General features: G+C 73.0%; 21 protein-coding genes, 1 tRNA gene and 1 pseudogene. 8 read left to right on the top strand and 15 right to left on the bottom strand.

Annotated features, from left to right (window positions below):
- Positions 1–216: 216 nt before the first annotated feature.
- Entirely contained in the window at positions 217–630 is a 414-nt protein-coding gene (locus tag BLW57_RS23895; protein ID WP_093477336.1) for an SsgA family sporulation/cell division regulator, read from the top strand.
- Positions 631–651: 21 nt separating this feature from the next.
- On the opposite strand, the gene BLW57_RS23890 is transcribed toward BLW57_RS23895, so the two are convergent.
- Positions 652–2,058: an FAD-binding oxidoreductase gene (locus BLW57_RS23890; protein ID WP_093477335.1), complete on the bottom strand. Its 1,407-nt coding sequence runs from the start codon at positions 2,056–2,058 to the stop codon at positions 652–654.
- 92 nt (positions 2,059–2,150) lie between these two features.
- On the opposite strand from BLW57_RS23890, the gene BLW57_RS23885 reads away from it, so the two are divergent.
- On the top strand, positions 2,151–3,656 hold the full coding sequence (locus tag BLW57_RS23885) for a tetratricopeptide repeat protein (RefSeq protein WP_093477334.1): 1,506 nt from the start codon (positions 2,151–2,153) through the stop codon (positions 3,654–3,656).
- 25 nt (positions 3,657–3,681) lie between these two features.
- Here the strand turns inward: BLW57_RS23885 and hppD are convergent, their stop codons facing one another.
- Positions 3,682–4,827: a 4-hydroxyphenylpyruvate dioxygenase gene (gene hppD, locus BLW57_RS23880; RefSeq protein ID WP_093477331.1), complete on the bottom strand. Its 1,146-nt coding sequence runs from the start codon at positions 4,825–4,827 to the stop codon at positions 3,682–3,684.
- Between the two features lie 125 nt (positions 4,828–4,952).
- On the opposite strand from hppD, the gene BLW57_RS23875 reads away from it, so the two are divergent.
- The 5 genes from BLW57_RS23875 (at position 4,953) to BLW57_RS23855 (ending at position 9,172) form a co-directional block, all read left to right on the top strand.
- Entirely contained in the window at positions 4,953–5,447 is a 495-nt protein-coding gene (locus BLW57_RS23875) for an Lrp/AsnC family transcriptional regulator (RefSeq protein WP_093477330.1), read from the top strand.
- Positions 5,448–5,453: 6 nt separating this feature from the next.
- Positions 5,454–6,101, top strand: coding sequence for an ABC transporter permease (locus BLW57_RS23870; protein ID WP_093477329.1), 648 nt, complete (start codon positions 5,454–5,456; stop codon positions 6,099–6,101).
- Positions 6,094–7,332, top strand: a complete 1,239-nt coding sequence (locus tag BLW57_RS23865) for a betaine/proline/choline family ABC transporter ATP-binding protein (RefSeq protein ID WP_093477328.1) — start codon at positions 6,094–6,096, stop codon at positions 7,330–7,332. The genes BLW57_RS23870 and BLW57_RS23865 overlap by 8 nt, the downstream gene beginning before the upstream one ends.
- Positions 7,329–8,177, top strand: a complete 849-nt coding sequence (locus tag BLW57_RS23860) for an ABC transporter permease (RefSeq protein ID WP_093477327.1) — start codon at positions 7,329–7,331, stop codon at positions 8,175–8,177. The genes BLW57_RS23865 and BLW57_RS23860 overlap by 4 nt, the downstream gene beginning before the upstream one ends.
- A 113-nt stretch (positions 8,178–8,290) precedes the next feature.
- Positions 8,291–9,172 (top strand): glycine betaine ABC transporter substrate-binding protein, encoded by an 882-nt coding sequence (locus BLW57_RS23855; protein WP_256339840.1) that lies wholly within the window; start codon positions 8,291–8,293, stop codon positions 9,170–9,172.
- Between the two features lie 28 nt (positions 9,173–9,200).
- On the opposite strand, the gene BLW57_RS23850 is transcribed toward BLW57_RS23855, so the two are convergent.
- The 4 genes from BLW57_RS23850 to BLW57_RS23835 form a co-directional block, all read right to left on the bottom strand.
- Entirely contained in the window at positions 9,201–9,992 is a 792-nt protein-coding gene (locus BLW57_RS23850) for a S16 family serine protease (RefSeq protein ID WP_093477325.1), read from the bottom strand.
- A 342-nt stretch (positions 9,993–10,334) separates the two neighbouring features.
- Positions 10,335–10,976 carry an IclR family transcriptional regulator gene (locus BLW57_RS23845; protein ID WP_073900230.1) on the bottom strand — a complete coding sequence of 214 codons (642 nt, stop codon included), beginning with the start codon at positions 10,974–10,976 and terminating at the stop codon, positions 10,335–10,337.
- A gap of 417 nt (positions 10,977–11,393) precedes the next feature.
- Complete coding sequence (locus BLW57_RS23840; protein ID WP_093477324.1) at positions 11,394–13,187, bottom strand: DEAD/DEAH box helicase; 1,794 nt, start codon at positions 13,185–13,187, stop codon at positions 11,394–11,396.
- Positions 13,188–13,494: 307 nt separating this feature from the next.
- On the bottom strand, positions 13,495–14,922 hold the full coding sequence (locus BLW57_RS23835) for an MFS transporter (RefSeq protein WP_093477318.1): 1,428 nt from the start codon (positions 14,920–14,922) through the stop codon (positions 13,495–13,497).
- A 195-nt stretch (positions 14,923–15,117) separates the two neighbouring features.
- Here BLW57_RS23835 and BLW57_RS23830 point away from each other — a divergent pair.
- Positions 15,118–15,189: transfer RNA gene (locus BLW57_RS23830), tRNA-Cys, on the top strand.
- Positions 15,190–15,305: 116 nt separating this feature from the next.
- On the opposite strand, the pseudogene BLW57_RS41820 reads toward BLW57_RS23830, so the two are convergent.
- The 9 genes and pseudogenes from BLW57_RS41820 to BLW57_RS23790 form a co-directional block, all read right to left on the bottom strand.
- A pseudogene (locus BLW57_RS41820) lies at positions 15,306–15,545 on the bottom strand (GPR1/FUN34/YaaH family transporter); the annotation flags it as partial.
- Positions 15,546–15,662: 117 nt separating this feature from the next.
- On the bottom strand, positions 15,663–16,826 hold the full coding sequence (locus BLW57_RS23820) for an SUKH-4 family immunity protein (protein WP_093477316.1): 1,164 nt from the start codon (positions 16,824–16,826) through the stop codon (positions 15,663–15,665).
- A gap of 211 nt (positions 16,827–17,037) precedes the next feature.
- Positions 17,038–17,163, bottom strand: a complete 126-nt coding sequence (locus BLW57_RS42465) for a hypothetical protein (protein WP_256339566.1) — start codon at positions 17,161–17,163, stop codon at positions 17,038–17,040.
- Positions 17,160–19,469 carry a xanthine dehydrogenase family protein molybdopterin-binding subunit gene (locus BLW57_RS23815; protein WP_093477309.1) on the bottom strand — a complete coding sequence of 770 codons (2,310 nt, stop codon included), beginning with the start codon at positions 19,467–19,469 and terminating at the stop codon, positions 17,160–17,162. The genes BLW57_RS42465 and BLW57_RS23815 overlap by 4 nt, the downstream gene beginning before the upstream one ends.
- Complete coding sequence (locus BLW57_RS23810; RefSeq protein ID WP_093477307.1) at positions 19,466–21,253, bottom strand: 2Fe-2S iron-sulfur cluster-binding protein; 1,788 nt, start codon at positions 21,251–21,253, stop codon at positions 19,466–19,468. The genes BLW57_RS23815 and BLW57_RS23810 overlap by 4 nt, the downstream gene beginning before the upstream one ends.
- Entirely contained in the window at positions 21,250–22,143 is an 894-nt protein-coding gene (locus BLW57_RS23805; protein WP_093477304.1) for an FAD binding domain-containing protein, read from the bottom strand. The genes BLW57_RS23810 and BLW57_RS23805 overlap by 4 nt, the downstream gene beginning before the upstream one ends.
- Positions 22,144–22,367: 224 nt before the next feature.
- A complete protein-coding gene (locus tag BLW57_RS23800; protein ID WP_093477301.1) occupies positions 22,368–24,047 on the bottom strand; it encodes a beta-N-acetylhexosaminidase in 1,680 nt (559 codons plus the stop codon).
- A gap of 239 nt (positions 24,048–24,286) precedes the next feature.
- On the bottom strand, positions 24,287–24,583 hold the full coding sequence (locus tag BLW57_RS23795) for a DUF3039 domain-containing protein (RefSeq protein WP_093477299.1): 297 nt from the start codon (positions 24,581–24,583) through the stop codon (positions 24,287–24,289).
- Positions 24,584–24,613: 30 nt separating this feature from the next.
- A complete protein-coding gene (locus BLW57_RS23790; protein ID WP_073900204.1) occupies positions 24,614–25,186 on the bottom strand; it encodes a YqgE/AlgH family protein in 573 nt (190 codons plus the stop codon).
- Between the last annotated feature and the right edge of the window lie 153 nt (positions 25,187–25,339).

Here is a 25,339-nt window from a genome sequence, read left to right as displayed (position 1 = left end):
GGATGGGAGCCTCCACATCTATCAGACGCGGGCATGCCCCATGGCCAGTCCGGCCGTACCCACCCCTTTCCGGGCAACGCCGCACCGGACTTCCGCCGGGCCGCGAAAAGAATCTCCCCGAACCCGCGTAATGGCCGGGCCCCTGCCCCCCTCTCCCCGGTGCGGGCGCCCACCGGGCGGCCGTGGGGAACGCAGACGACAGAGGAGACGCAGGTCATGCAGCACACCGTGGTGGAGCGCGAGCTGGAGTTGAGGCTCGTCCTGTCGCCGGAGCGCGGCATCCCGGTCCCGGCCCGGCTCAGCTACCGCTCCGACGACCCGTACGCCGTCCACATCGCCTTCCACATCCACTCCGAACACCCCGTGAACTGGACGTTCGCCCGCGAGCTCCTCGTGGAGGGGGTGTTCCGGCCGTGCGGCGGCGGGGACGTACGGGTGTGGCCGACGAAGGTCGACGGGCGCGGGGTCGTCCTCATGGCGCTGAGTTCGCCGGACGGGGACGCTCTGCTGGAGGCGCCGGTCCCGCAGGTCTCGGCCTGGCTGGAGCGGACGCTGCGGGTGGTGCCCCCGGGCACGGAGGGCGGGCAGCTGGGCCTCGACGACGCGCTCGACCAGCTGCTCGCCCGGTGAGGGGTGCCCGGGCGCGGGGGCTCAGAAGATCTTGCCGGGGTTGAGGATGTCCAGGGGGTCGAAGACCTGTTTCACCGCCCGCTGCATCTCCAGACCGACCGGGCCGATCTCCCGCGCCAGCCACTCCTTCTTCAGCACGCCGACGCCGTGCTCGCCGGTGATGGTGCCGCCCAGCTCCAGGCCGAGGGCCATGATCTCGTCGAAGGACTCGCGGGCCCGCCGGGACTCGTCGGGGTCCTGGGCGTCGAAGCAGACGGTGGGGTGCGTGTTGCCGTCGCCGGCGTGCGCGCAGACGCCGATGGTCAGGTCGTACTTCTCGGCGATCCGCTCGACGCCCTCCAGCATGGCGCCGAGCTTCGAGCGGGGCACGCACACGTCGTCGATCATCGTCGTGCCCTTGACCGCCTCCAGCGCGGTCAGCGAGAGCCGCCGGGCCTGCAGGAGCAGCTCGGACTCGGCGGCGTCGTCGGCCGGGACGACCTGGGTGGCGCCGGCCGCCTCGCACAGGGCGCCGACGGCGGCGAGGTCGGCGGCCGGGGCGGGGGTGTCGAAGGCGGCCAGCAGCAGGGCCTCGGTGGTCTCGGGCAGTCCCATGTGGGCGAGCGCGTTGACGGCCTTGACGGTCGTGCGGTCCATCAGTTCGAGGAGGGACGGGACGTGACCGCCCTCCATGATCCGGCAGACGGCCTCGCAGGCCGCCGCCGCGGACGGGAACTCGGCGGCCAGCACCAGCTGCTGGGGCGGCTTGGGCTTCAGCGCCAGGACCGCCCGGACGACGATGCCGAGGGAGCCCTCGGAGCCGACGAACAGCCGGGTGAGGTCGTAGCCGGCGACGCCCTTGGCGGTGCGGCGACCGGTGGACATCAGCCGGCCGTCGGCGAGGACGACGTCCAGGCCGAGCACGTACTCGGCGGTCACGCCGTACTTCACGCAGCACAGACCGCCGGAGGCGGTGCCGATGTTGCCGCCGATGGTGCACATCTCCCAGCTGGACGGATCCGGCGGGTAGCACAGGCCGTGTTCCTCGACGGCGCGGGACAGGGTCGCGTTGATCACGCCCGGTTCGACCACGGCGATCCGGTCGACGGGGCTGATCTCCAGGATGCGGTCCATCTTGGTGAGGGACAGCGCGATGCAGCCCTCGGTGGCGTTGGCGGCGCCGGACAGACCGGTCCGGGCGCCCTGCGGGACGACGGGGACGCGCAGTTCGCTCGCGGTGCGCATGACGTGCTGCACCTGCTCGACGGTGCGCGGCAGTACGACGACGGCCGGGGCACCGGCCGGGCAGAAGCTCGCCATGTCGTGGGTGTAGGAGGCGGTGACATCGGGGTCGGTGAGCACGGCCTCGGGCGGCAGGCCGGCCAGGAGCCGGTCGGTGAGGTTGCTGGTTGCCTCGTCACGAGGCGCTTCGATGCGGCTCATGATCAAAGGTTCGCACTCGCGGCCATCGGTGTGAACCCCACCCGTGCCGTCCTTGGGCCGCCCGGGTGCGCTCGTCGTATTGACGCACAGTGAGCGCCATGGACAACCGACTGAGCGTGCCGGGTACGTCCCTGAGCGCGGAGCCGCCGCCGGGGCGGCGCCGATCCTCGCGATGGCTGCGGCGGGTTCTCGTCACCGCGCTGGCGGGCGGTGTCGTCGCGGGGGCGGTGCTGACGCTGCTGCCCGGGGAGCGGCAGCCGGAGAGCGGGCGGGCGGGCGGCCTGCCCGCCGCCGGACCGCAGGCGCAGGCACGGACCGAGGCGCGGGCGCGGGCACAGGCGCTGACGGCGGTGACCTCCGGGGTGCCGGCCGCGCTGCCCCAGCTGACGTCGCTCATCGGGCAGCAGGAGGAGCGGGTGCGGGCGCGTCCCCGGGACGCGAAGGCGTGGGCGGTGCTGGGGTCCGCGTACGTGCAGCGGGGAAGCCGGACGGCCGACGCGGCCGACTATCCGCGGGCGGAGCAGGCGTTGCGGACCTCGCTCCAGGTGCGCGGGGAGCGGAACACCGAGGCGCTGGACGGGATGGCCGCGCTGGCGCTCGCGCGGCGGGACTTCCCGGCGGCGAAACGGTACGCCGAGCAGGCGCTGAAGGCGGCGCCGAAGCGGTGGTCGGCGTATCCCCCGCTGATCGACGCCTACAACGGGCTCGGCGACTACGAGGCGGCCCGCAAGAGCCTGGACAAGCTGCTGGGGCTGCGCACCGGCACGGCCGCGCGGCCCGCCGTGATGGCGCGGGCGTCGGCGGTCTACCGGGACCGGGGCTGGCGCGAGGACGCGGTGGCCCAGCTGACCGACGCGGCGGCCGCGGCCCAGGCCCCCGCCGAGCAGGCCGCCTATCTGGCCGGGCTCGGCCGGCTCGCCTGGGAGCGGGGTGACCTCGAGGACGCGCTGCGGCACTTCGAGGCGGCGCTGCGGCTGGACCGCGACCAGCGGGCGGCGCAGGCCGGCCGGGGGCGGACGCTGGCCGCGCTGGGCCGCCCGCGCGAGGCGGTGGCCGCGTACCGGGCGGCCCTGACCGGGGAGGCGAACCCGCAGGACGTTCTGGAACTGGGCGAGTTGTACGAGTCGCTGGGGCAGGAGGCCGACGCGGACGCCCAGTACGCGCAGTTGCGGACGCGGGTGCGGAGGGCGGTGGCGGGCGGGGTCGACGAGGACCTGCTGATCGGGCGGTTCGAGGCGGACCACGGGGACCCGTGGGACGCCGTGGAGCGGTTGCATGAGGAGTGGCGGCGGCAGCCGGGGATCGAGGTGGCCGACGCCCTCGGCTGGGCGCTGCACCGCGCCGGCGAGGACCAGGAGGCGCTGACGTACGCCACCATCGCGACGGACAAGGCCAAGGGGGGCGGGGTGCGCAGTGCGCCGTACGCCTTCCACCTGGGCATGATCGAGGGCGAGCTGGAGCGGTACGGCCCGGCGCGGCGGCACCTGCAGGAGGCCCTGCGGATCAACCCGCACTTCTCGCCGCTGGGCGCTCCCGAGGCCCGCAGGGCGCTGGCCGCGCTCGGTGACGTGCCGGAGGAGCCGCTCCCCGCCGAGGCCCCGTAGCGGGGCCCGGCGGGGGACGCCGCGGCTACAGGTTGCCGCGCTTCTCCTGCTCGCGCTCGATCGCCTCGAACAGGGCCTTGAAGTTGCCCTTGCCGAAGCCCATGGAGCCGTGCCGCTCGATGAGCTCGAAGAACACCGTCGGCCGGTCCTGCACGGGCTTGGTGAAGATCTGCAGCAGGTAGCCGTCCTCGTCCCGGTCCGCGAGGATCTTCAGCTCGCGCAGGGTGTCGATCGGGACGCGGGTGTCGCCGACCCACTCGCCGAGGGTGTCGTAGTACGAGTCGGGGGTGTCGAGGAACTCGACGCCCGCCGCGCGCATGGTGCGGACGGTCTGCACGATGTCGTTGGTGTTCAGCGCGATGTGCTGGACGCCGGCGCCGCCGTAGAACTCCAGGTACTCGTCGATCTGGGACTTCTTCTTGGCGATCGCGGGCTCGTTGATCGGGAACTTCACCTTGAGGGTGCCGTCCGCGACGACCTTGGACATCAGCGCGCTGTACTCGGTGGCGATGTCGTCGCCCACGAACTCCTTCATGTTCGTGAAGCCCATGACCTTGTTGTAGAACCCGACCCACTCGTTCATCCGGCCGAGTTCGACGTTGCCCACGCAGTGGTCGACGGCCTGGAAGGTGCGCTGGGCGGGCGGCTCGACGATCGGCTTCGCGGCGGCGTAGCCGGGGAGGTAGGGGCCGTCGTAGCCGGTGCGCTCGACGAGGGTGTGGCGGGTCTCGCCGTAGGTGGCGATCGCGGCGAGGACGACGGTGCCGTGCTCGTCCTTCACCTCGTACGGCTCGGTGACCGAGCGGGCGCCGTGCTCGACGGCGTACTCGTGGGCTGCACGGGCGTCGGGGACCTCGATGGCCAGGTCGACGACGCCGTCGCCGTGCTCGGCCACGTGCTGGGCGAGGAAGTGGCCCCAGGTGCTGCTCGGCTTGATCACCGAGGTGAACACGAAGCGGGCGGAGCCGTTCTCCAGCACGTAGGAGGCGGTCTCGCGGCTGCCGTTCTCCGGTCCGGAGTACGCGACCAGCCGCATGCCGAACGCGCTGGAGTAGTAGTGCGCGGCCTGCTTGGCGTTGCCCACGGCGAAGACGACCGCGTCCATTCCCTTGACCGGGAAGGGGTCGGCCTGCCGTGCGGTGTCGGGAGTGTGATGAGTGGTCTGCGTCATAAGCGGAAGGGTGGCCCCGCCCTGCAAGGTGCGCAATAGTTTCCGCTACCACTGCGCAATCTGCTCAGTCGTATGGCCGCCTCGGCGGCCTTTCTGTACAGGATGACCACCACGGGAGGGCCCGGATGGCGATCGACCGGCTGGACGGGCGGATCATCGTGCTGCTGGCCGAGGAGCCGCGCATCGGTGTGCTGGAGATGTCCAGGCGGCTCGGGGTCGCCCGGGGCACGGTGCAGGCGCGGCTCGACCGGCTTCAGTCGAACGGAGTCATCCGCGGATTCGGCCCGCAGGTGGACCCGGCGGCCCTCGGCTACCCGGTGACCGCGTTCGCCACCCTGCAGATCCGGCAGGGCCAAGGCGCCGATGTGCGGGCGTACTTGACGACCGTTCCGGAGGTGCTGGAACTGCTGACCACGACCGGCAGCGGGGACATGCTGTGCCGCCTGGTGGCCCGCTCCAACGCCGATCTCCAGCGGGTGATCGACCGGGTTGTCGGTTTTGATGGCATCGTCCGGGCCTCCACGGCGATCGTCATGGAGAACCCCGTTCCGCTGCGGGTCATCCCGCTGGTGGAACAGGCGTCCGCGGACAGCGAAGGGACACAGCCGACCCGGGGGTGAGCGCCGGTGAACTTCTGGGAGTACCTGGGCAGCCGCCACCAGCAACTGCTCACGGACGCCTACCAGCACGCCAGCGCGGTGTTCCAGTGCATGGTCCTGGCGACCGTCCTCGGCGTGCTCCTGGCGATCGTCACCTACCGCAGCGAGTGGGCCGGCCACCTCGCCACGCTCACGACGTCCACCGTGCTCACCATCCCGTCCCTGGCGCTGATCGGCCTGCTGATCCCCGTCGTGGGGCTCGGTGTCGCGCCGACGGTGATCGCGCTGACCCTGTACGGGCTGCTGCCGATCGTGCGGAACGCCATCGTGGGGCTGCGCGGCGTCGACGCCGACCTGGTGGAGGCGGCCCGCGGCATCGGCATGTCCCGTCCGATGCGGCTGCTGCGGATCGAAATGCCGCTGGCCTGGCCGCCGATCCTGACCGGCATCCGGGTCGCCACGCAGATGCTGATGGGCATCGGCGCCATCGCCGCCTACGCGTCGGGGCCGGGCCTCGGCAACGAGATCTTCCGCGGACTCGCCTCGCTGGGCAGCAAGAACGCCCTGAACCAGGTGCTCGCGGGCACGCTCGGCATCGTCGTCCTCGCCCTCCTCTTCGACGTCGCCTACGTCCTGCTGGGACGGCTGACCATTCCCAGGGGGATCCGTGCCTGAGACATCCGTGGCGGGGGCGGCCATCGAGCTGGAGAACCTGACCAAGCGGTACCCGGGCAATCCGCAGCCGGCCGTGGACAACGTCAGCATGGACATCAGGGCCGGCGAGACGGTGGTCTTCGTCGGACCGTCGGGCTGCGGGAAGTCCACCACCCTGAAGATGATCAACCGGCTGATCGAGCCGACCGGCGGGCGCATCCGCATCGACGACGAGGACGTCACCGACATGGACCCGGTGAAGCTGCGCCGCAAGGTCGGGTACGCCATTCAGTCCGCCGGTCTGTTCCCGCACATGACCGTCGCCCAGAACATCGCCCTGGTGCCGCGGATGGTCGGCTGGTCCAAGGCGCGGACCCGGGCCCGCGTGGAGGAGCTGCTGGACCTCGTCGGTCTCGACCCGGGCGAGTTCCACGGCCGCTATCCGCGCCAACTGTCCGGCGGCCAGCAGCAGCGGGTGGGGGTGGCGCGGGCGCTCGCCGCCGACCCGCCGGTGCTGCTGATGGACGAGCCGTTCGGCGCGGTCGACCCGATCACCCGCGACCACCTCCAGGACGAGCTGATCCGGCTCCAGCGCGAGCTGCACAAGACGATCGTGTTCGTCACCCACGACTTCGACGAGGCGATCAAGATCGGTGACCGGATCGCGGTCCTCCGCGAGCGTTCGCACATCGCCCAGTTCGACACCCCGGAGGCGATCCTCACCAATCCCGCCGACGACTTCGTGTCCGGCTTCGTCGGCGCGGGCGCGGCCCTGAAGCGGCTGAACCTGACCCGGGTGCGGGACGTGGAGATGCGGGGCTACCCGACGGTGACCGTGGACACCCCGCTGCAGGAGATCTTCGGCCTGCTGCGGGGCAGCGGCACCAACGAGATCCTGCTGCTCGACCGGCGCCGCCGGCCCTACAAGTGGCTGCGCCGCGGGGACCTGATGCGGGCCCGCGGCTCACTGGCGCGGGCGGGCACGCTCGTCCACGACACGGTCACCCGGGACGCCACCCTGCGGGACGCGCTGGAGGCGGTGCTCACCGACAACGCCGGCCGGGTGGCCGTCACCGGGCGGCGCGGGGAGTACATCGGCGTCGTCGACATGGAGACGCTCATGAACTCGGTGCACGAACTGCTGGAGGCCGACCGGCTGGAGGCCATGGAGGCGCAGGCCGACCTGGAGGTGGCCCGCGCCCAGCAGACCCGCTTCGAGCAGGAGGGCCACGGCGGGGAGCGGAAGGCATGAGCACCGGCCGGCGGGCCGAGGGCGAGCACGAGGTGAAGGGGCTCGCCTTCCGCGACGAGGGGGAGGCCGAACAGGAGGCGCCGCCGCCCCCGCGGCAACCGCGCACGCGCCGCCTGACCTGGCCCCGGCTGACCGTCCTGCCGGCCTTCCTGGTCCTGCTGCTGCTGGCCACGTGGCTGTGGTTCGACCAGGCGGGCCTGGACACGATCTCCGAGAACGCGCTGTCCAACGGGCAGGTCTCCAAGGCGCTGTGGCAGCACGTGAAGCTGACGGCTATCTCGACCGTGCTGGTGCTGGTCATCGCGATCCCGCTGGGCATCCTGCTGACCCGCCCGGCGTTCGGCCGGGCCACCCCGCTGGCCATGACGATCGCCAACATGGGCCAGGCCACCCCGGCGATCGGTCTGCTGGCCCTGCTGGTGATCTGGCTCGGCACCGGCACGAAGGCGGCCCTGATCGGCATCGTCGTCTACGCCGTACTGCCGGTCCTCGCCAACACCATCGCGGGTCTGCGGGCCAACGACCCGAACCTGCTCGAGGCCGCGCGCGGTATCGGCATGTCGCCGCTGGGCGTGCTCGGCCGGGTGGAACTCCCCCTCGCCGTCCCGCTGATCCTCGCGGGCGTCCGTACGGCGCTGGTCCTCAACGTGGGTACGGCGACCCTCGCGACCTTCGGCGGGGGCGGCGGCCTGGGCAGCCTGATCACCACCGGCATCACCACCCAGCGCATGCCGGTCCTGGTGCTGGGCTCCGTCCTCACCGTGGCGCTCGCCCTGCTGGTGGACTGGCTGGCCTCGCTGGCGGAGGTCCTGCTCCGGCCGCGCGGACTGGAGGCCGGGACATGACGCGGCCGCGGACCCGCCGGCCCCGGCCGGCCCGCGCGTGGCACCGTACGGTCGTGCCGCCCGCCGCACTCCTGGTGCTCACGGCCGGCTGCGGACTGACCAGCGGCTCCCCCATGACCGACGACGTGAAGCCGGGCAGCATCGGACGCGGGGAGCCGCTCAAGGGCGCCCGTCTCACCGTCACCTCCAAGGAGTTCACCGAGCAGCTCATCCTCGGCGCGATCATGGGGATCGCCTTCCAGGCGGCGGGCGCCGACGTCCTCGACCGGACGGGCATCCAGGGCTCCATCGGGTCGCGGGAGGCGGTCAAGAACGGGGACGCCGACGCCCAGTTCGAGTACACGGGCACCGGCTGGATCACCTACCTGGGCAACTCGAAGCCGATCCCCGATCCGCAGAAGCAGTGGGAGGCGGTCCGGGCGGCCGACCTGAAGAACGGGCTGACCTGGCTGCCGCCCTCCCGGCTGGACAACACCTACGCACTGGCCATGAACCAGGCGAACTTCCAGAAGTACCGCACGACGACGCTGTCCGAGGTGGCCGCGCTGTCCAAGAAGGACCCGGGCGCCGTCACCCTGTGCGTGGAGGGCGAGTTCGCCAACCGGGCCGACGGACTGCCCGGCATGGAGAAGGCGTACGGCATGAGCGTGCCGGCCGGGAACGTCACACAGATGGACACCGGGATCATCTACACCCAGGTGGCGAAGGGGGCGTGCACCTACGGGGAGGTGTTCACCACCGACGGCCGCATCAAGTCGATGAACCTGGTGGTGATGGAGGACGACAAGCAGTTCTTCCCCAACTACAACGCGACGCCGGTGGTCAACACCGCGGTGCTGAAGAAGTGGCCGACCATCGCGAGCGTCATCGATCCGGTCACCCGGAAGCTGGACAACACGGTGGCGCAGACGCTGAACGCGAAGGTGGACGTCGACGGGGAGGACCCGCACCAGGTGGCGCTGGACTGGATGAAGGCGGAGGGATTCGTGCAGTAGGGGCTCACCGCCCCGCGCTGGCCGTCGCTCAGCAGCTCGGGACCGCGCCCTTGCCCTTCTCCAGCGCGACGAGGGAGTCGACCGCGCTCTTCAGGGTGGTCACCGGGACCAGTCGCAGCCCCTTCGGCAGCTCCGAGGCGGCATCGGCGCACTCCGCCTTCGGCACCAGGAAGACGGTGGCCCCGTCCCGCCGGGCGGCCCGCGTCTTCAGGGCCACCCCGCCGACCGCGCCGACCTTGCCGTCGGCGTCGATCGTGCCGGTACCGGCGATGGTGCGGCCGCCCGTGAGGTCGCCGCCGCTGCCGTCCCCGTCGAGCTTGTCGATGATCCCCAGCGTGAACAGCAGACCGGCACTGGGACCGCCCACGTCGGCGAGTTTCAGCGTGACCCTGACCTTGTCCGGCTTCAGGCCCAGGTACTTCAGCGCCGCCTGGGCCGCCGCGTCCTGGGACTGTCGCATCTGGGCCTCGTTGTGCTTCTCGATCTCCTTGACGGTGTCGCCGCTCGGGTAGACCGAGCCGCGCGGCATGACGGCGCGGTCGGTGCGGAACCAGTTGTCGAGCACGTCGCCGAAGGACACCCGGGCGTCGGGCCCGGTCGCCTCGATCGTGGTCATCCGCAGCTGTCCGCCGGTGGCGCGGGTCGCCGCGCCGGACACGGTGATGACCGGGGTGCCCTTGTTCTCCCCGAGCACGTTCGCCGTCATGCCGGGCTGCGCCACCGAGAACGGCAGCGGAGCGAACGCCGCCGTGGCGATCAGGGCCACGACGGGCAGGGCGCACAGGGCCACGGCCTGGGAACGTGTGAGACGTGAGAGCACGGAGTCAATCTAACCCGGCGGCTCCTCCCGGCCCCCTGCCCCTCACCCCCCGTACAGGCCCTGCCGGGGCGGAGAGGTGACCGCGAGCGAGACGCGGCGCGACGGCCACCCCACCCCTGTCGCGGGCGACGAGCCCCGGAACCCGGCCGCCGACGGGCCGGGAGGGAAGGCTCCCGGCGCCCGGGACGGTGTCCGGGTCGGGGCAGGGCACGCAGGGCCGCCTCCACGGCGTCCGCGATCCGGCCGAAGACACGGGGACGCGGTCGGCGCGGTCGGCGGACGGACGGCGTCGACGGAGCGGCCGCGCAAGGCCGCCCGGCGAGGTGGCCGCGGGCGGGCCGGTCAGCGCAGGGCGTCCGCGACCTCCCGCGCGGCCTCCATCACGCGCTGGCCCACCCGCTCCGGAACGGCGTCCGACAGCATGACGACGCCCACGCTGCCCTCGACCCCCGTGACACCGACCAGCGCGGCCGCCGCGCCACTCGCGCCGGCCTCCAGCTCGCCGTGCGTGAGGGTGTAGCCGGGATCGACGGACGGCGCCTGCCGTGCGGCGAGGATCGCCCGCCCGGCCGCGCCCCGGTCCAGCGGGTGCCGGAAACCGGCCCGGTACGCCACGTGGTAATCCGTCCAGGTCGGCTCGACCACGGCGACGGCCAGCGCCTCGGTGCCGTCGACCAGGGTCAGATGCGCCGTCGCGCCTATGTCCTCGGCCAGCGCCCGCAGCGCGGGCAGCGCGGCCTCGCGTACCAGCGGATGCACCTGGCGGCCGAGGCGCAGCACGCCGAGCCCGACCCGGGCTCGCCCGCCCAGGTCACGCCGTACGAGCGCGTGCTGTTCCAGTGTGGCGAGCAACCGGTACACCACGGTGCGGTTGACGCCCAGTTTCGTGGACAACTCGGTGACGGTCAGCCCGTGGTCCGTGTCGGCCAGCAGCTTGAGGACACGCAGTCCCCGGTCGAGCGTCTGAGAGGTCTCCGCGGTCACGACGCCCACTCCTTCGGCGGTGAGGTCGGCGGACCACTGAAACGGCGGATGCGTCGTCGAGTCCCGTCGGCGACGCGCTTCAGAGGCCGCCGATCGGCAGGACGGCCCGGCGGCTCCGGACCTTGTCGCTTCACGGCTGCGCTCCGCGGCGGCGCTGCCACGGGGCGTATGCGTAGCGGGACAGTAGCGAAGCCGGTTCGCTGAGCGGAAGGCTTCGTCCAGAATCCGGGCAAGGCGAGATCCGGCCTGCCTCCATTCGTCCGGATACGCTCACGCCGCTCACCGGGATCCACAGGATCGCGGGTGGGTCATCGAGGGCCGTCGGGCGGTCGCCTCACCGGGACCGTCGGGCCACCGGAACCAGGGTGACCGGTATGCGGGCAGACCGTCGGAACCGGGATGCCGGTGCCGGGCGGTTCACCGCATCCGGGTGGCCCACTCCCGCACCTTGTCGATCCGCTGTCGCAGCTGTCCCGCCGTGGCCTCCGCGCTCGGCGGTCCCCCGCACACCCGCCGCAGCTCGGTGTGGATGACGCCGTGCGGCTTGCCGCTCTGGTGCACATAGGCGCCGACCAGCGTGTTCAGCTGCTTGCGCAGCTCCATCAGCTCCTTGTGCGAGACCACCGGCCGCCGCTCGGCGGGCAGCTCCAGCAGGTCCGCCTCGGTGTCCGGCTTCTTCCGGCTGTGCGCGATCTGCCGTGCCTGCCGCTTCTGGAGCAGCATCTGCACCTGATCCGGCTCCAGCAGTCCCGGAATGCCGAGGTAGTCCTGCTCCTCCTCGCTGCCCGGGTGGGCCTGCATGCCGAACTCGGCGCCGTCGTAGAGGACCCGGTCGAAGACGGCGTCGGACTCCAGCGCCTCGAAGGGCAGCATGTCCTGCTCGCCGGTGTCCTCGTCCTGCTCCTTGTTCGCCTCCTCCATCTCCTTCTCGGATTCGGCGTACGGGTCCTCCTCGCCCTCCTTCTTCGGCTTGTCGAGGGCGTGGTCCCGTTCCTTCTCCATCTCGTTGGCGAAGGTCAGCAGGTCGGGCACGGTCGGCAGGAACACCGACGCGGTCTCGCCGCGCCGCCGGGACCGCACGAAACGCCCGACGGCCTGCGCGAAGAACAGCGGTGTGGAGATCGTCGTCGCGTACACACCGACCGCGAGCCGCGGTACGTCGACGCCCTCGGACACCATGCGCACGGCGACCATCCACCGGTCGTTGCCCGCGCTGAAGTCGTCGATCCGCTTCGAGGCACCGGTGTCGTCGGACAGCACGAGGGTGGCCTTGGTGCCGGTGATCTCGCGGATCAGCTTGGCGTAGGCGCGCGCGGATTCCTGGTCGGAGGCGATGACGAGGGCACCGGCGTCCGGGATGGCCTTCCTGACCTCGGTCAGCCGCTGGTCGGCGGCGCGCAGCACGCTGGGCATCCACTCGCCGCGTGCGTCGAGCGCGGTCCGCCAGGCCTGGCTGACGGCGTCCTTGGTCATCGGCTCGCCGAGCCGCGCGGCGATCTCGTCGCCGGCCTTCGTGCGCCACCGCATGTTGCCGCTGTAGGAGAGGAAGATGACCGGCCGGACGACGTGGTCGGCGAGGGCGTTGCCGTAGCCGTACGTGTAGTCGGCGGCGGACCGCCGGATCCCGTCGTTCCCCTCCTCGTACGTGACGAAGGGGATGGGGTTGGTGTCGGACCGGAACGGCGTACCGGTGAGCGCGAGCCGCCGGGTCGCCGGTTCGAACGCCTCCAGGCAGGCCTCGCCCCACGACTTCGAGTCACCGGCGTGGTGGATCTCGTCGAGGATGACGAGGGTCTTGCGCTGCTCCACCCGGTTGCGGTGCAGCATCGGGCGCACGCCGACGCCGGCGTACGTGACCGCGACCCCGTCGTACTCCCTGCTGAGCGGCCCGGCGCTGTACTCGGGATCGAGCTTGATCCCTATCCGCGCGGCCGCCTCCGCCCACTGCTTCTTCAGGTGCTCGGTCGGCGCGACCACGGTCACCTGCTGCACCACGTGGTGGTGCAGCAGCCAGGAGGCGAGCGTCAGCGCGAAGGTCGTCTTGCCGGCGCCGGGCGTGGCGACCGCGAGGAAGTCACGCGGCTGCTCCTGGAGGTACTTCTCCATCGCACCCTGCTGCCAGGCGCGCAGCTTGCTGGCGGTACCCCAGGGGGCCCGGCCCGGGAAGGCGGGGGAAAGGTGGTGGGAGGAGGTGGCGGCGGTGGTAGTCACGGTCTCCGTGGAGGGGGTAGGGCGGCTCGGCTACGTATGACAACCGGGCCACCCTACCGGCGCCCCACCCCCGTCGACGCCCGGACGAGGCCGGGTCGCCCGCGGGTGGGACCCACGTCACAACCGCCGCGGACGCTCCGTGATCCGCGGTACCTCACCGGGTCGCCGGAGCCCCCGTCGACGACCAGGCAGTACGCGCCGGCCCGGTCGGCCGCACCGGCGCCGGCCCGTCGGCGGCGGAGGACGGCCCCCTCAGACGGCGGAGGAGGGGGGCCGCCCCGACGGCCGAGGGAGGTCCGTCCTGCGCTCACCGCTCCCGCAGCCGCCGGGTCACCCACGCGCCCACGAGCGCCACGGCCGCCGTCGGCAGGAAGACGGCCGCGAAGGCGGCGGGGCGGGTGGCGTGGGCCGCCGCGGCCGCCGTGCTGCCGCCGCCCAGGGCCGCGAAGGCCGCGCCGGTCGCCGCCAGGAGCACGACGTTGGAGAGGGCGTCGGAGATCTGGAGCGCGGCCGAGTTGGCACCGGCCTCCTCGGGGGCCGACAGCCGCAGCAGGAGCACGCTGGTGGAGGAGATGACCAGGCCCATGCCGAAGCAGCCGAAGGCCCAGGCGACGGCGACGGTCCAGACCGGCACGGCGGGCAGCAGCACACTCGGCGCGGCCACGATCGCCGCCGCGACCAGCACCATCCCGCCGGTCATCAGCCGCTCCCGGTACGGCGTCACGCGTGGCCGGGACTGCACCCAGGAGCCGAGCGCCCAGGTGACGCCGCCCGCCGCCAGCGAGAACCCGGCGAGCGTCGGGGACAGCCCGCGCTGGGTGACCAGCATCAGCGGGACGAAGGACTCGGCGGCGATGAAGGAACCTGCGGACAGCCCGCGCAGCAGCACGACGGAGGGCAGGCCGCGGGCGGCACGGCAGGTGCCGCGCGGGAGGAGTCCGAGGACAGCGGGCACGAGGAGGGCAGCGCCCGCCAGGCCGGGGAGGAGGGAGAGGGGGCGCAGGTCCTGGGCGGCGTACTGGAGGAGCCCGGCGCCGAGGGAGATGGCGAGGGCGAGCCGGATGCGCCGCCGGTCGAGGGGGACGGCGCCGGCCGACGCGTCGACCGGTCCGGACGCCCGCCGCCGTATCTGCGGCAGCGCGAGGGCGAGCGGGAACACGACGAGGGCCGGGATGCCGAGGAAGACCCAGCGCCAGCCCAGGTGCTCGGTGACGGCGCCGGAGGCGAGGGGGCCGACGATGGACGGTACGACCCAGCCGGCGGCGAAGGCGGCCATGATCGCCGGGCGCAGGTGTTCCGGGTAGGCCCGGCCGACGACGACGTACAGGGCGACGATGACCAGCCCGCCGCCGAGGCCCTGGACCGCCCGTCCGAGGATGAACACCCACATGACCTGTGCGGTCCCGGCGACGACGAGTCCCGCGGCGAAGGCGCCGATGCCCGTGGTCAGCGCTCCGAGCGGGCCCTTGCGGTCGGACCACTGACCGGCGGCGACCATCCCGAACAGGCTGGTCGTGAAGTATCCCGAGAAGGCGAAGGCGTACAGCGCCACGCCGTCCAGCTCGCGGGCGGCGACGGGCATCGCGGTGCCGACGGCGGTCGCCTCGAAGGCGATCAGCAGCACGACGGAGACGATGCCGACACTGAGCGCCCGGTAGGACCGGCTCAGCACGCCGGCACGCTGCTCGACGGCCTGGTCCACGACGGCGGCGTCACGGGATTCAAGGGCACTCATGGCCGTCAGCGTAAGGCCCGCAGCAGGGTTTGACCCCTGTCGGTGGTCCGACCACGCCTGCGACCTTGGTCGTACACCCCCGCTTCATGAACGCGGCATGGCGGCCCTGTTGCAGCCCGCGGTTTCCCCTTGAGCCCCCACCTGCCGGGCCCGTACGGTCATTCCACCGAGTCCGGCACGAGAGATGCCCGACACGGCCGTGTGCCCGAGTGGTTCAGGGACTCGCCTGCAAAGCGAGTTACGTGGGTTCGAATCCCGCCACGGCCTCTGACGTGCGGTTCGGCCCTCGTGGGCCGACGGGCAGTACCGGGCGGCCATGGGCGTCGTTGATGACCGTGGCCGCCGACGCGTACCAGGCGACGAGTCCCGTGGCGGGTGTTCCCGCGGCGGAACTCGAACAGACCGGCGGCGAACTGGGTTAGGCCACCGTAGAACAGGGCGAGGGCCAGCACCGGGATGACCGCGGCGGATTCCTTGAGCAGGTTCGTGTTGATCACGGACAGCAGCGGCGTGGTCAGGGCGAAGCCCGCCAGGCCCAGCGGGGCGGGATCGCCCGCGACCGCGGGGTGCGGCGTCCGCGCGGGTGGCTGCTCCGAGGGGCGGCTCGTCGGCGGGTCGTTCATGACCCGCATCCCTTCGACGTCACAGGGAGTGACTGCTCTCCCCTTGTGCCACTTGTGTACCAATTTGTCCTACTGGTAGGCGTGCGTGACTCAGGCGATGTGCGGTGCGTGGGCGCTTCAGAGCACTCCACCGGGTTCGTCGCGGAAGAGGTCGGTCCAGTAGTGCCAGGTCGAGTCCTGGAGGGTGCCCGTGGGGTCCACCGCCGCCAGGGTGTGGACCATGGCCGCGGCCAGCTGGTCGTAGGCGGCCGTCGTCAGCTCGTGGCCCAGGTGCCCGTCGATGGTGCGCTCGTGGTGCAGCAGCCACAGGGTGAAGGCGAGGGTCGAGACGTCGGTGTTGAGGGGGTTGAGCGACGCCTCCGGCTCGCTGAAGGTCAGGACCGCGCCGGTCCTGCCGTCCAGTACCAGGCTGTTCTCCTCGGCCAGACGCCCCAGGCGGATCAAGTGGTCGCTGTGGGCCGGGAGTTCGCACAACTCGCCCGGGCGATCGCCGTGTTCCCCGGTGACGTACTCGCGCAGGGTCGGCAGCGGGCCGTCCGTGTCGGCGTGGAAGAGGACCGCCTGCTCCGGCAGGCCCGTCTCGCGCAGGAAGCGGCGGGTCGGCTCGTGCGTGAGCGTCACCGGGAGGTCGACCTCCTCGAACCGGACCACCCGGCCGTGGCCGAACTCCTGCTCCAGGACGCGGCCCGGCATCTCCAGGGTGAGGCCGGACACCGTGCCGGGGCCCGCGACCAGCGCGAGGGGGCGGATCAGCGCCGCCGCCTTCCAGTACGGCGGGACCCTGCCGTCCGTGCCCTCCTCGAAGAGCGCGAGGAGCCGGCGGGAGGCCTCGGCCACCGCCCGGGGGCCGTACCGGCCCGCCAGGGAGGCGAACCGGCCGCGCAGGCCCGCCAGTTCCTCGATGACGGCGGCGAACCGCAGGAGCGTGTCCAGCGAGGGGGCGAACGGCCGGGAGCCGGACGGGTCGGGAAGGCGGGCCGTCGTGACCTCGCCCGTGACGCCGTCGAGCAGGATCGACTCGCGCGCCGTGCCGGCCGGGTCGAGGAGTTCGCCGATCACCAGGCGGCCGCGCAGCTCCTCCGCCAGGTGGAAGGGACCGCCGGCGGCGTCGGCGAGCGTGCGCAGGCCGTGCGTGCGCAGCGGCGAGAAGGTCAGTACGTCCGTGCGGGCGGGCAGGCCGGGACCCGCGAGCAGGCCGCGCGTCGGCGCATGCGTGACGTAACGGTCCAGCTCCGCCTCGCTCAGCGTGATCGCCGTCGTCCCGGCGTCGGTCGTGCCCATCGCTCCCCCGCGATCTGCGCCCTCGGTGCCTGTGCGTCCGTGCCCGCGGGGAGACGGCGTCGGTCACGGCGCCGTCGACGGCCATGCCCGGCGGGTGTCCCCACTGCTCGGCACACTACGCCGCCCCACTGACAACGGCCCTCATGGAGTGGGAGACGCGGGACGGCCCGGCGACGTTCCCCTCGCACGGTGTCCACCGGCCGCGCCGGGCTCAGGTGAAGTAGATGCCGCCGAGCACGACGGCCAGCGCCGCCAGGGTGAACAGCAGGATCAGCAGCACCAACTTGCCCACGCCGGGCGGGGGCTCGTAGCGCGGCTCGCCGTCCTCGGCACTCACTGCGCCGTCACGACCGCGGCCTGGGGGCGGATGGGAAGGCGGTTGACCGGCCGGCCGGTGGCCGCGCGGACGGCGGAGGCGATGGCCGCCGGCGCCGTGACCACCGGGACCGCGCTGACCGACTTGGCGCCGAAGGGGGCGACCACGTCCCGCTCCTCGACCAGTTTCACGATCCGGATGTCCGGTGCGTCGAGAGCGGTCGGCAGGGCGTACCCGGTGAGGTCGGGGTGGCGGACCAGACCGCGCGGGGTGCGCAGGTTCTCGGTGAGGGCGATGCCCACGCCCTGTGTCACGCCCGCCTCGATCCGGGCCGCCAGCTGCGCCGGGTTGAGGACCCGGCCCACGTCCTGGGCGACCGCCAGCTCCACCACCCGTACCGAGCCCAGCTCGATGTCGACGTCCACCACCGCGCGGATCGCGCAGAACGCGAGGCCCACGAAGGCGTCACCCTGCCCGGCTGCGTTCAGCGGCTCGGTGGGGTGCGGGCGGCACTGGGCGGTGGCCCACAGCTCCTTGCCCTCCATCGCCTCCGTCACGGTGGTCGACAGCACCCCGTCGTACGACGTGATCTTGCCGTCCGTGATCTGCAGCAGCTCCGTCGACATGCCGAACTTGTGTGCCAGCGGCTGCAGGAGCTGGGTGCGGACCATCTTCGCCGCGCGCTCCACCGCACCGCCCGACACCCAGGTGTGGCGGCCCCGGCAGCCCGCGCCGGCCGGCGGCTGGTCGGTGTCGACCGGGGCCACGTGGACTTCCTCGATGCCGAGGGTCTCCTGGACGATCTGCCGGGCGAGGGTGGTGAAGCCCTGGCCCGTCTCCACGGCCGCGCAGAGCACGGTCGCGATCCCGTCGTGCACCTTGACCGTCGCCGTGGACACCTCGTCGGCGCCCTCCGCGCCGAGCATGTGCACCATGCCGAGGCCGTAGCCGACACCCCGGCGCACCGCGCCCGGCTCGCCCGCGCCCTCGGGCCCGCCGGGCAGCAGCCACTCGTCCTCGGGCGTGTCCTTCGGCAGGGCGGGCAGCGGGAAATCGCGTACCGCCTGGAGGAGTTCGGCGACCGGCGCCGGGCAGCTCACGGTCTGCCCGATCGGCAGCACGTCGCCGGTGGCAAGGACGTTCTGCAGGCGCAGTTCGGCCGGGTCCAGGCCCAGCTTCTTCGCCAGCTTGTCCATCTGGGCCTCGTAGGCGGCGCACACCTGCATGGCGCCCTCGCCGCGGACGTGGCCGGAGGGCGGGTTGTTGGTGCGGACCGCCCAGCCCTCGATGAAGGCGTTGGGGACGACGTACGGGCCGCACGCGAAGGAGACGGCGGCGGCCAGGGACTCGGCGGAGGTGTCGGCGTACGCGCCCGCGTCGAGCAGGATCTGCGCCTCGACCTTGACCAGTCTGCCCTCGGCGTCGGCGTGGTGGCGGTAGCGGAGCAGGGTGGGGTGGCGGTGGGCGTGGCCGAGGAAGGACTCCTCGCGGGTCGCCGTGAGCTTCACCGGGCAGCCGGTCCTGAGCGCGAGCAGTCCGAGGGGGAGCTGGAAGCCCTGGTCCTCGCGGTCCGCGGTGGCGCCGGGAACGCCGGTGACGACGATCTTCACCTGATCGGGGGACAGGCCGTAGCAGGCGGCCGCCGTGTTGCGGTCGGCGTGCGGGTCGGTGGAGGCCAGGTACAGCTCGACACCGCCGTCGGGGCGGGGCACGGCGAGGCCGGCCTCGGCGCCGATGGGGGCGGGGTCCTGGCGGCCGATGCGGTACAGGCCCTCGACGACGACCTCGCCGATCGCCTCCGGGTCGCCGTGGTGCAGCGGGATGTGCCGGATCAGGTTGCCGTCGGGGTGCAGCGGCTCGGCCTCGAAGGCCTGCTCGGGGTCGGTGACCGGATCGAGCACCTCGTACTCGACGATGACGGCCGCGGCTGCCATGCGCGCGGTGTCCGGGTGGTCGGCGGCGACGGCCGCGATGGGCTCGCCGTGGTGCCGTACGACCTCGGAGGCGAACACCGGCCGGTCGGGGACGCCCCGGCCGTGGCGGGGGGTGCCGGGCACGTCCTCGTGGGTGACGACGGCGCGTACGCCGGGCATCTCGCGCGCGTGGGAGGTGTCGATGGACACGATGCGCGCGTGCGCGTGCGGGGAGCGCAGCACGGCCGCCCACAGCAGGCCCTCGGCCCACAGGTCGGCCGCGTAGGGGAAGGTGCCCTCGGTCTTGGCGCGGGCGTCGGCGTGCGGCAGGGAGGCGCCGATGCCGTGCGGCAACGGATCGGGCGCGGGGGCGGGTTCCGCAGCGGTGGTCGCGATGCCGGCTTCGTTGCTCACGCCTGGCCTCCGTCCTGGCCGTAGTGCTGGTCGTGCGGGCCCTGCGTGCCGTACGGGTCCGGCGCGTCGTACGGGTCCGGCGCGTCGTACGGGTCCGGCCTGTCGCCGTAGCCGTCCGGGCCGTCGCCGTAGCCGCCCTGGGTGTCGCCGTAGCCGCCGGGGGCCGTGTGCGGGGTGTCGAACGCGCCCGGTGCCTCGAACGCCGACGGGTGGACGCCTCCGGAGCCGGGGCCCGCCTGGTGCGGGATGCGCGCCTCGTCGGGGTCCGCCCCGGCGCCGGCGTACGTGGCCTCGCGTTCGGCGACGACCTCCTTGACGGCGTCCAGGACGCCCCGGTAGCCGGAGCAGCGGCACAGGTTGCCGCACAGGGCCTGCCGGGTCTCCAGCTCGGTGGGCACCGGGTTGCCCTCCAGCAGGTCGTGCACGGTCATCGCCATGCCGGGCACGCAGAAGCCGCACTGCACGGCACCGCACCGGGCGAGCGCGCGCTGCACGTCGGAGGGCCCGCCGTCGGCGGCCAGGCCCTCGACCGTGCGCACCTCGCTGCCGGCCGCGGTGACCGCCGGGACCAGGCAGGAGGCCACCAGGCGCCCGTCGACCTGCACGTTGCAGGCGCCGCACTCGCCCTGCGAGCAGCCGTCCTTGGCGCCCGCGAGGCCGAGCCGTTCCCGCAGGACGTACAGCAGGGACTCGCCGATCCAGGCGTCGGTGACGGGCCGGTCGGCGCCGTTGACGCGCAGGACGTAGGAGGCGAGGGGGTGGTCGTCGTGCGGCGGGAGCGACTCGGCGGCCGCGTCCTCGGCGGCGTCCCCGGGGGACGCGGGAGAGTCGGTGCCGTCCGCGTCCTCGGCCGGGGCGGGCGTATCGGCCAGCCCCTCAGGGGCGTCGGGGACGTCCGCGGCGTCGGCGTCCACGGCGTCGGCCGCATCCGCCGCCGTGGCGGCCTGCGGCGCATCGGCCGGGGCTCCGGGGCCCTCGTGACCTGTCGGGCCGTCAGCGGGGCGTTCAGGGCCTTCCGCGGTGTCGTGGGCGTCCGCTCCCGGGCCGGCGGAAGGCGCGGCCTGGGCGGGCAGGTCGTCCCGGCCCGTGCCGGGGTGACCGGGGTGCCGGGCGGCCGGGTCGAGGCCGTACCGCTCCGCCGGGACCTCGGGGACGTATCCGTCGGTCGCGGGCGCGGGGCCCGCCGGGTGGGCGCCGGTGTGGTCGGGCTCGGCCGGGGCCTGCGGGCCGGGCTGCGCCCAGGCGGTGCCCGCGCCGTCCGTCGCCCAGGGCGCGGGCGCGCCGCCGGGCAGGGTGGCCGGCGCGCCGCCGCCCCACTGCTCGACCAGGGAGGACGTGGTGAACTCGCCGGACTCGTCCGGGATGTCGCCGCCGGCGACGGGGATGGACCACTGTCCGGTGACGTCGTGCCCGGGGCCGGCCGGGGCGGGCTCCTCGAAGGTCCAGTGCTGGGTGGCGGCCGGCCGGTAGGTGAACCGGTCGTCCTGGTCCGGGGCCTGTGCCGGGTCCGCGGCGTTCGGGTCGGGCCACCGGTCGCCGCCGTCGGGCGTCGCCCAGGCGCCGGTGGCGGCGGGATCGCCGGTCCCGGGGGCGACCGTTATCTGCGGCGGCACATAGCCGTGACCGGGTGCCGCCAGCGGGCTGTCGCCGGACAGCAGGGCCTCGATGCCGCCCTCGGGGAGCTTGACGAAGGCGGTGGCGCCGTCGTCGTAGTCGCCCTGGGGCAGCGGGTTCCAGCGTCCGCCGCCCTGGGACGTGCCCTCTCCGTGCTGGTCGTCGGTCACGACAGTGCCCTCCCCAGTGCTCGTCGGGCCAGCGCGGCGACGGTGCGCCGCAGGTGCAGTACGGCGGGCGGAAGCGGTGCCACCGAGCCGTCGGGCTCGGGGGCCGGGTCGGGGATGCAGGCCGCGGCGACGTACTCCCCGAAGGCGTTCAGCGCCTCGGGGACGAGCGCGCGGTCGTTGTCCCAGTCGATGAGGCGCGCGACCCACTCCTCGGCCTCCAGCGGCCTGAGCGGCATCGGCGCTATGGCCCCGACCGCGCAGCGCACACCGCGCCGGGCGGGGTCGAGGACGACGGCCACGGAGGCGACCGCGCGGCCCGGTCCGGTGCGGCCGGTCGCCTTCAGGAAGACCTGCGGGGCGTGCAGCAGCGGCACGCGCACGTAGCCGATGAGTTCGCCGCCCTGCAGCATCTCCACGCCGGCCAGCAGGTGCGACACCGGGATCTCCCGGCGGGCTCCGCCCGGGCCCGCGATGATCAGCGTCGCCTCCAGGGCGGCCAGCACGGGCAGCGCGTCCCCGGTGGGGGCGGCCGAGGCGATGTTGCCGCCCAGGGTGCCCGCGTTGCGGATGTGCGGCGGGCCGGCGGCGCGCGCGGCGGCGGCGAGCGCCGGGATCAGGGCCGCGAAGTCGGGGCGGCCCATGCGCGCGTGCGTGAGTCCCGCGCCGAGCAGCGCGTGGCCGTCCTGGTACTGCCAGCCGCGGATCTCGCTGATCCGGCCGAGGCCCACCAGGGCGGCGGGCCTGAGCTGTCCGGAGTTGACGGCGGCCATCAGATCCGTGCCGCCCGCGACGGGGACCGCGGCGGGCATGGCGGTGAGGGCCGCCACGGCCTCGTCCAGCGTCGTGGGCAGCGTGACGGCCTGCGCCGCCTGCGGTGCGTGCGTGGTCAAACCGGCTGCCCCTTCCCGATGCCCCACCTGGTCCCACCTGTGTGGCCGTACGGTACGTGCTCACAGGGCGGACGTGGCAACTCTGGCACATCTTCGCGAGGCCCGAACGCGGGGGTCCGCTAGGAGGCATTCGCCCACCTCATCGAGGAGATGGTCCGTTTTCGCACGGCATCACCGGTGCGGGCGGATTGCCTCTCTTCGGTGACGCTTGAGCTCTTTTTCCCTTACGTGTTCGGGGGCCGCCCCTCGAGGGGACGGCCGAGCACACCGGGGCGCCGCTGCCACGGCAGCGGCCCGGTCGGCGGCCGGTAGGCGACCCCGAGGGCGTCAAGTCGCCGGTAGTGGGAGGTCATCCGGCGTTCGAAGTCCGCGAAGTCCCGTTCCGCCGGGGCGGGCAGCGACCGCCAGGCCACCTCGGCGAAGGCCGCGAGGCGCGGGAAGGTCTGGTAGTCCACGCGCGCACTGTCCTCCATCACCTCGGTCCAGACGTTCGCCTGGGTGCCGAGGACGCGTCCGGCCTCCTCCTCGGTCAGCCCGGCGGGAACGGGTTCGAACCGGTAGACGTCCTCCAGGGTGCGCACGTAGGCGATGGGCACCGGCTCGTCCTCGCCCGGGGCCTGACGGTAGTCCAGGTACACGTACTGCTCGGGGCACATGACGACGTCGTGACCGGCGCGGGCGGCGGCGACACCGCCCGCGTAGCCCCGCCAGGAGGACACGGCCGCGTTCTTCGCGAGGCCGCCTTCCAGGATCTCGTCCCAGCCGATGAGGCGGCGTCCGCGCGCGGACAGCCACGCGTCGAAGTGCCCGATGAACCAGGACTGGAGCTCCTCCTCGTCGGCCAGGCCGAGTTCCGCCATGCGGGTCCTGGCGGCCGGTGAGGCGCTCCACTGCTCCTTGCGGCACTCGTCGCCGCCGACATGGACGAACTCCGACGGGAACATTTCCAGGATCTCCTCGAACACCCCCTCGTAGAAACGCAGTGTGGTGTCGGCGGGGGCCAGGACGTTCGAGGAGATGCCCCAGTCGTCCCAGACGGTGAGGGCGGCGGTGTCGACGACGTCGGTGTTGCCGAGTTCCGGGTACGCGGCGATGGCGGCCTGCGAATGGCCCGGTACGTCGATCTCCGGGACGACGGTGATGTGCCGCTCCGCGGCATAGGCGACGATCTCCCGGATGTCGTCCTGGGTGTAGTAACCCCCGTGCGGCTTCTCCTCCCACAGGGGTGAGGCGCGGTGACCGAATTTCGTCCGCGCGCGCCAGGAGCCGGTCTCGGTGAGCTTAGGACGGCGCTTGATCTCGATGCGCCAGCCCTGGTCGTCCGTCAGATGGAAGTGGAGGACGTTGAGTTTGTGGGCGGCCATCAGGTCCAGGTAGCGCAGCACGCCTTCCTTGGGCATGAAGTGCCGGGCCACGTCGAGGAGGAGCCCGCGCCAACGGAAACGGGGGGCGTCCTCGACGGTGACGGCAGGGAGCTCCCAGGCGTCCCGCGCCGAGACCGGCGCCCGGCGGAAGGCGTCGGGGCCGAGCAGTTGACGGAAGGTCTGGGACCCCCAGAACACCCCCGCCTCACCGGCTCCGTCGATGGCGACGCCGTGGCCGTCGACCGTCATCCGGTACGCCTCGTGGCTGCCGAGTTCCGCGGCCAGGGCGGGGGCGATCCGCAGCCGCACGCGAGTGCCCTCGCCGGCGTGCGGAGCCAGCGGACATCCGGTCGCCGCGCCGACGGTCGTGCGCAGCCACCGCGCGACCCGCTCGGTGCCGGCGGTCGCCTCGATCCCGGTCCCCGCGTCGATGACACACCCCCGGCCGCCGCCGGGCAGCGAGGCGGAGAGGCGGCCGGGCGCCGGGACGAGCCCCACGTCGAAGCCGTGGAAGAGCTCGTAGGGAATCGCATCCACCATGTCCGTCCTTCACCGCTCCGTCCGGCCCCGGCACCAGGCGTCGCGGGCCGGCACATGACCACGTGCCGTTGCAGCATGCGCAATGGATGTTTCACCGTGCACAACACCTTGGAGGCTAGGGACTACGGGAACCCACCGACAAGAGGTCTCCACCACTGGGGACCGGAAAACGCGAAGGCCCCCGGGGCGCGCGCGAACGCGCCCCGGGGGCCCGCGGAGACCTCGGGCGGGCGGCGGGACTACTTGTCGCCGCCCTTGCCCTTGCCCTTGCCCTTGTCGTCGCCGCCACTGCCCATGGACTCGTAGATCTCCTTGCACATGGGGCACACGGGGTACTTCTTCGGGTCGCGGCCCGGTACCCAGACCTTGCCGCAGAGCGCCACGACGGGGGTCCCGTCGAGGGCGCTCGCCATGATCTTGTCCTTCTGGACGTAGTGGGCGAAGCGCTCGTGGTCGCCGTCGCCGTGGGACACCTGCGGCGTCGGTTCTACGAGGGTCCCCGTACCAGTCCCGCGCTCGGGCTCAAGAGTGCTCATACCGCCCAGGGTACTGAAAGCTCGCACGCATCAGTTGAGCGAAGGGTCGTCCGGATACGTGGCCACCATCGCCAGCTCGTTGCGCTGGCGGCGCAGCACCTCGCGCCACAGCCTCTCGGGGGCCGGCGAGGAGACGTCGCCCGGCTCGGACTCGACCACGTACCAGGCGCCCTCGACCAGTTCGTCCTCCAGCTGACCGGGCCCCCAGCCGGCGTATCCGGCGAAGATCCGCAGGGAGCCCAGGGCCGAGGCGAGCAGCTCCGGCGGGGCCTCCAGGTCGACCAGGCCGATGGCGCCGTACACCCGGCGCCAGCCGAGGGGCGTGCGGTCGCCGCCCGCGCCGCCCGGAATGACCGCGACACCGAGCGCCGAGTCCAGCGAGACCGGGCCGCCCTGGAAGACCACTCCCGGCTCGCCCGCCAGGTCCGCCCAGCCCTCCAGGATGTCGCCGACGTCCACCGGGGTGGGACGGTTCAGGACGACACCGAGGGAGCCCTCCTCGTCGTGGTCGAGAAGCAGCACGACCGCGCGGTCGAAGTTCGGGTCCGCCAGGGCCGGCGTGGCCACGAGCAGCCGCCCTGTGAGCGAGGACACCTCGGTCATGCCAGACATGATCCCGCATCTTCCCCTGGCGTGGGGAGCCAATCGGGGTCGTGGGAGTGAAGGCAGCTCAGGGCGTGCGGACGCGGTCCCGGCGTACGCCGACGCGCCGGTGACCCCATGTGTCCGCTTGGGAACGGTTCGTGTTGTGACACA

This window comes from Streptomyces sp. 1222.5 (assembly GCF_900105245.1).
Lineage (GTDB): Bacteria > Actinomycetota > Actinomycetes > Streptomycetales > Streptomycetaceae > Streptomyces > Streptomyces albidocamelliae.
Note: the sequence above shows the minus strand (reverse complement) of the source record. Positions and strands in the feature narration are given on the sequence as shown.

Excerpts from the sequence above, each read along its gene's own strand:
- BLW57_RS23835 (WP_093477318.1), bottom strand. The coding sequence starts at position 14,922 with ATGAGTGCCCTTGAATCCCGTGACGCCGCCGTCGTGGACCAGGCCGTC.
- BLW57_RS23795 (WP_093477299.1), bottom strand. The coding sequence starts at position 24,583 with ATGAGCACTCTTGAGCCCGAGCGCGGGACTGGTACGGGGACCCTCGTA.
- BLW57_RS23875 (WP_093477330.1), top strand. The coding sequence starts at position 4,953 with ATGGCGATCGACCGGCTGGACGGGCGGATCATCGTGCTGCTGGCCGAG.
- BLW57_RS23790 (WP_073900204.1), bottom strand. The coding sequence starts at position 25,186 with ATGACCGAGGTGTCCTCGCTCACAGGGCGGCTGCTCGTGGCCACGCCG.
- BLW57_RS23855 (WP_256339840.1), top strand. The coding sequence starts at position 8,291 with ATGACCGACGACGTGAAGCCGGGCAGCATCGGACGCGGGGAGCCGCTC.
- BLW57_RS23860 (WP_093477327.1), top strand. The coding sequence starts at position 7,329 with ATGAGCACCGGCCGGCGGGCCGAGGGCGAGCACGAGGTGAAGGGGCTC.
- BLW57_RS23885 (WP_093477334.1), top strand. The coding sequence starts at position 2,151 with ATGGACAACCGACTGAGCGTGCCGGGTACGTCCCTGAGCGCGGAGCCG.
- BLW57_RS23820 (WP_093477316.1), bottom strand. The coding sequence starts at position 16,826 with ATGGGCACGACCGACGCCGGGACGACGGCGATCACGCTGAGCGAGGCG.
- hppD (WP_093477331.1), bottom strand. The coding sequence starts at position 4,827 with ATGACGCAGACCACTCATCACACTCCCGACACCGCACGGCAGGCCGAC.
- BLW57_RS23800 (WP_093477301.1), bottom strand. The coding sequence starts at position 24,047 with ATGGTGGATGCGATTCCCTACGAGCTCTTCCACGGCTTCGACGTGGGG.
- BLW57_RS23895 (WP_093477336.1), top strand. The coding sequence starts at position 217 with ATGCAGCACACCGTGGTGGAGCGCGAGCTGGAGTTGAGGCTCGTCCTG.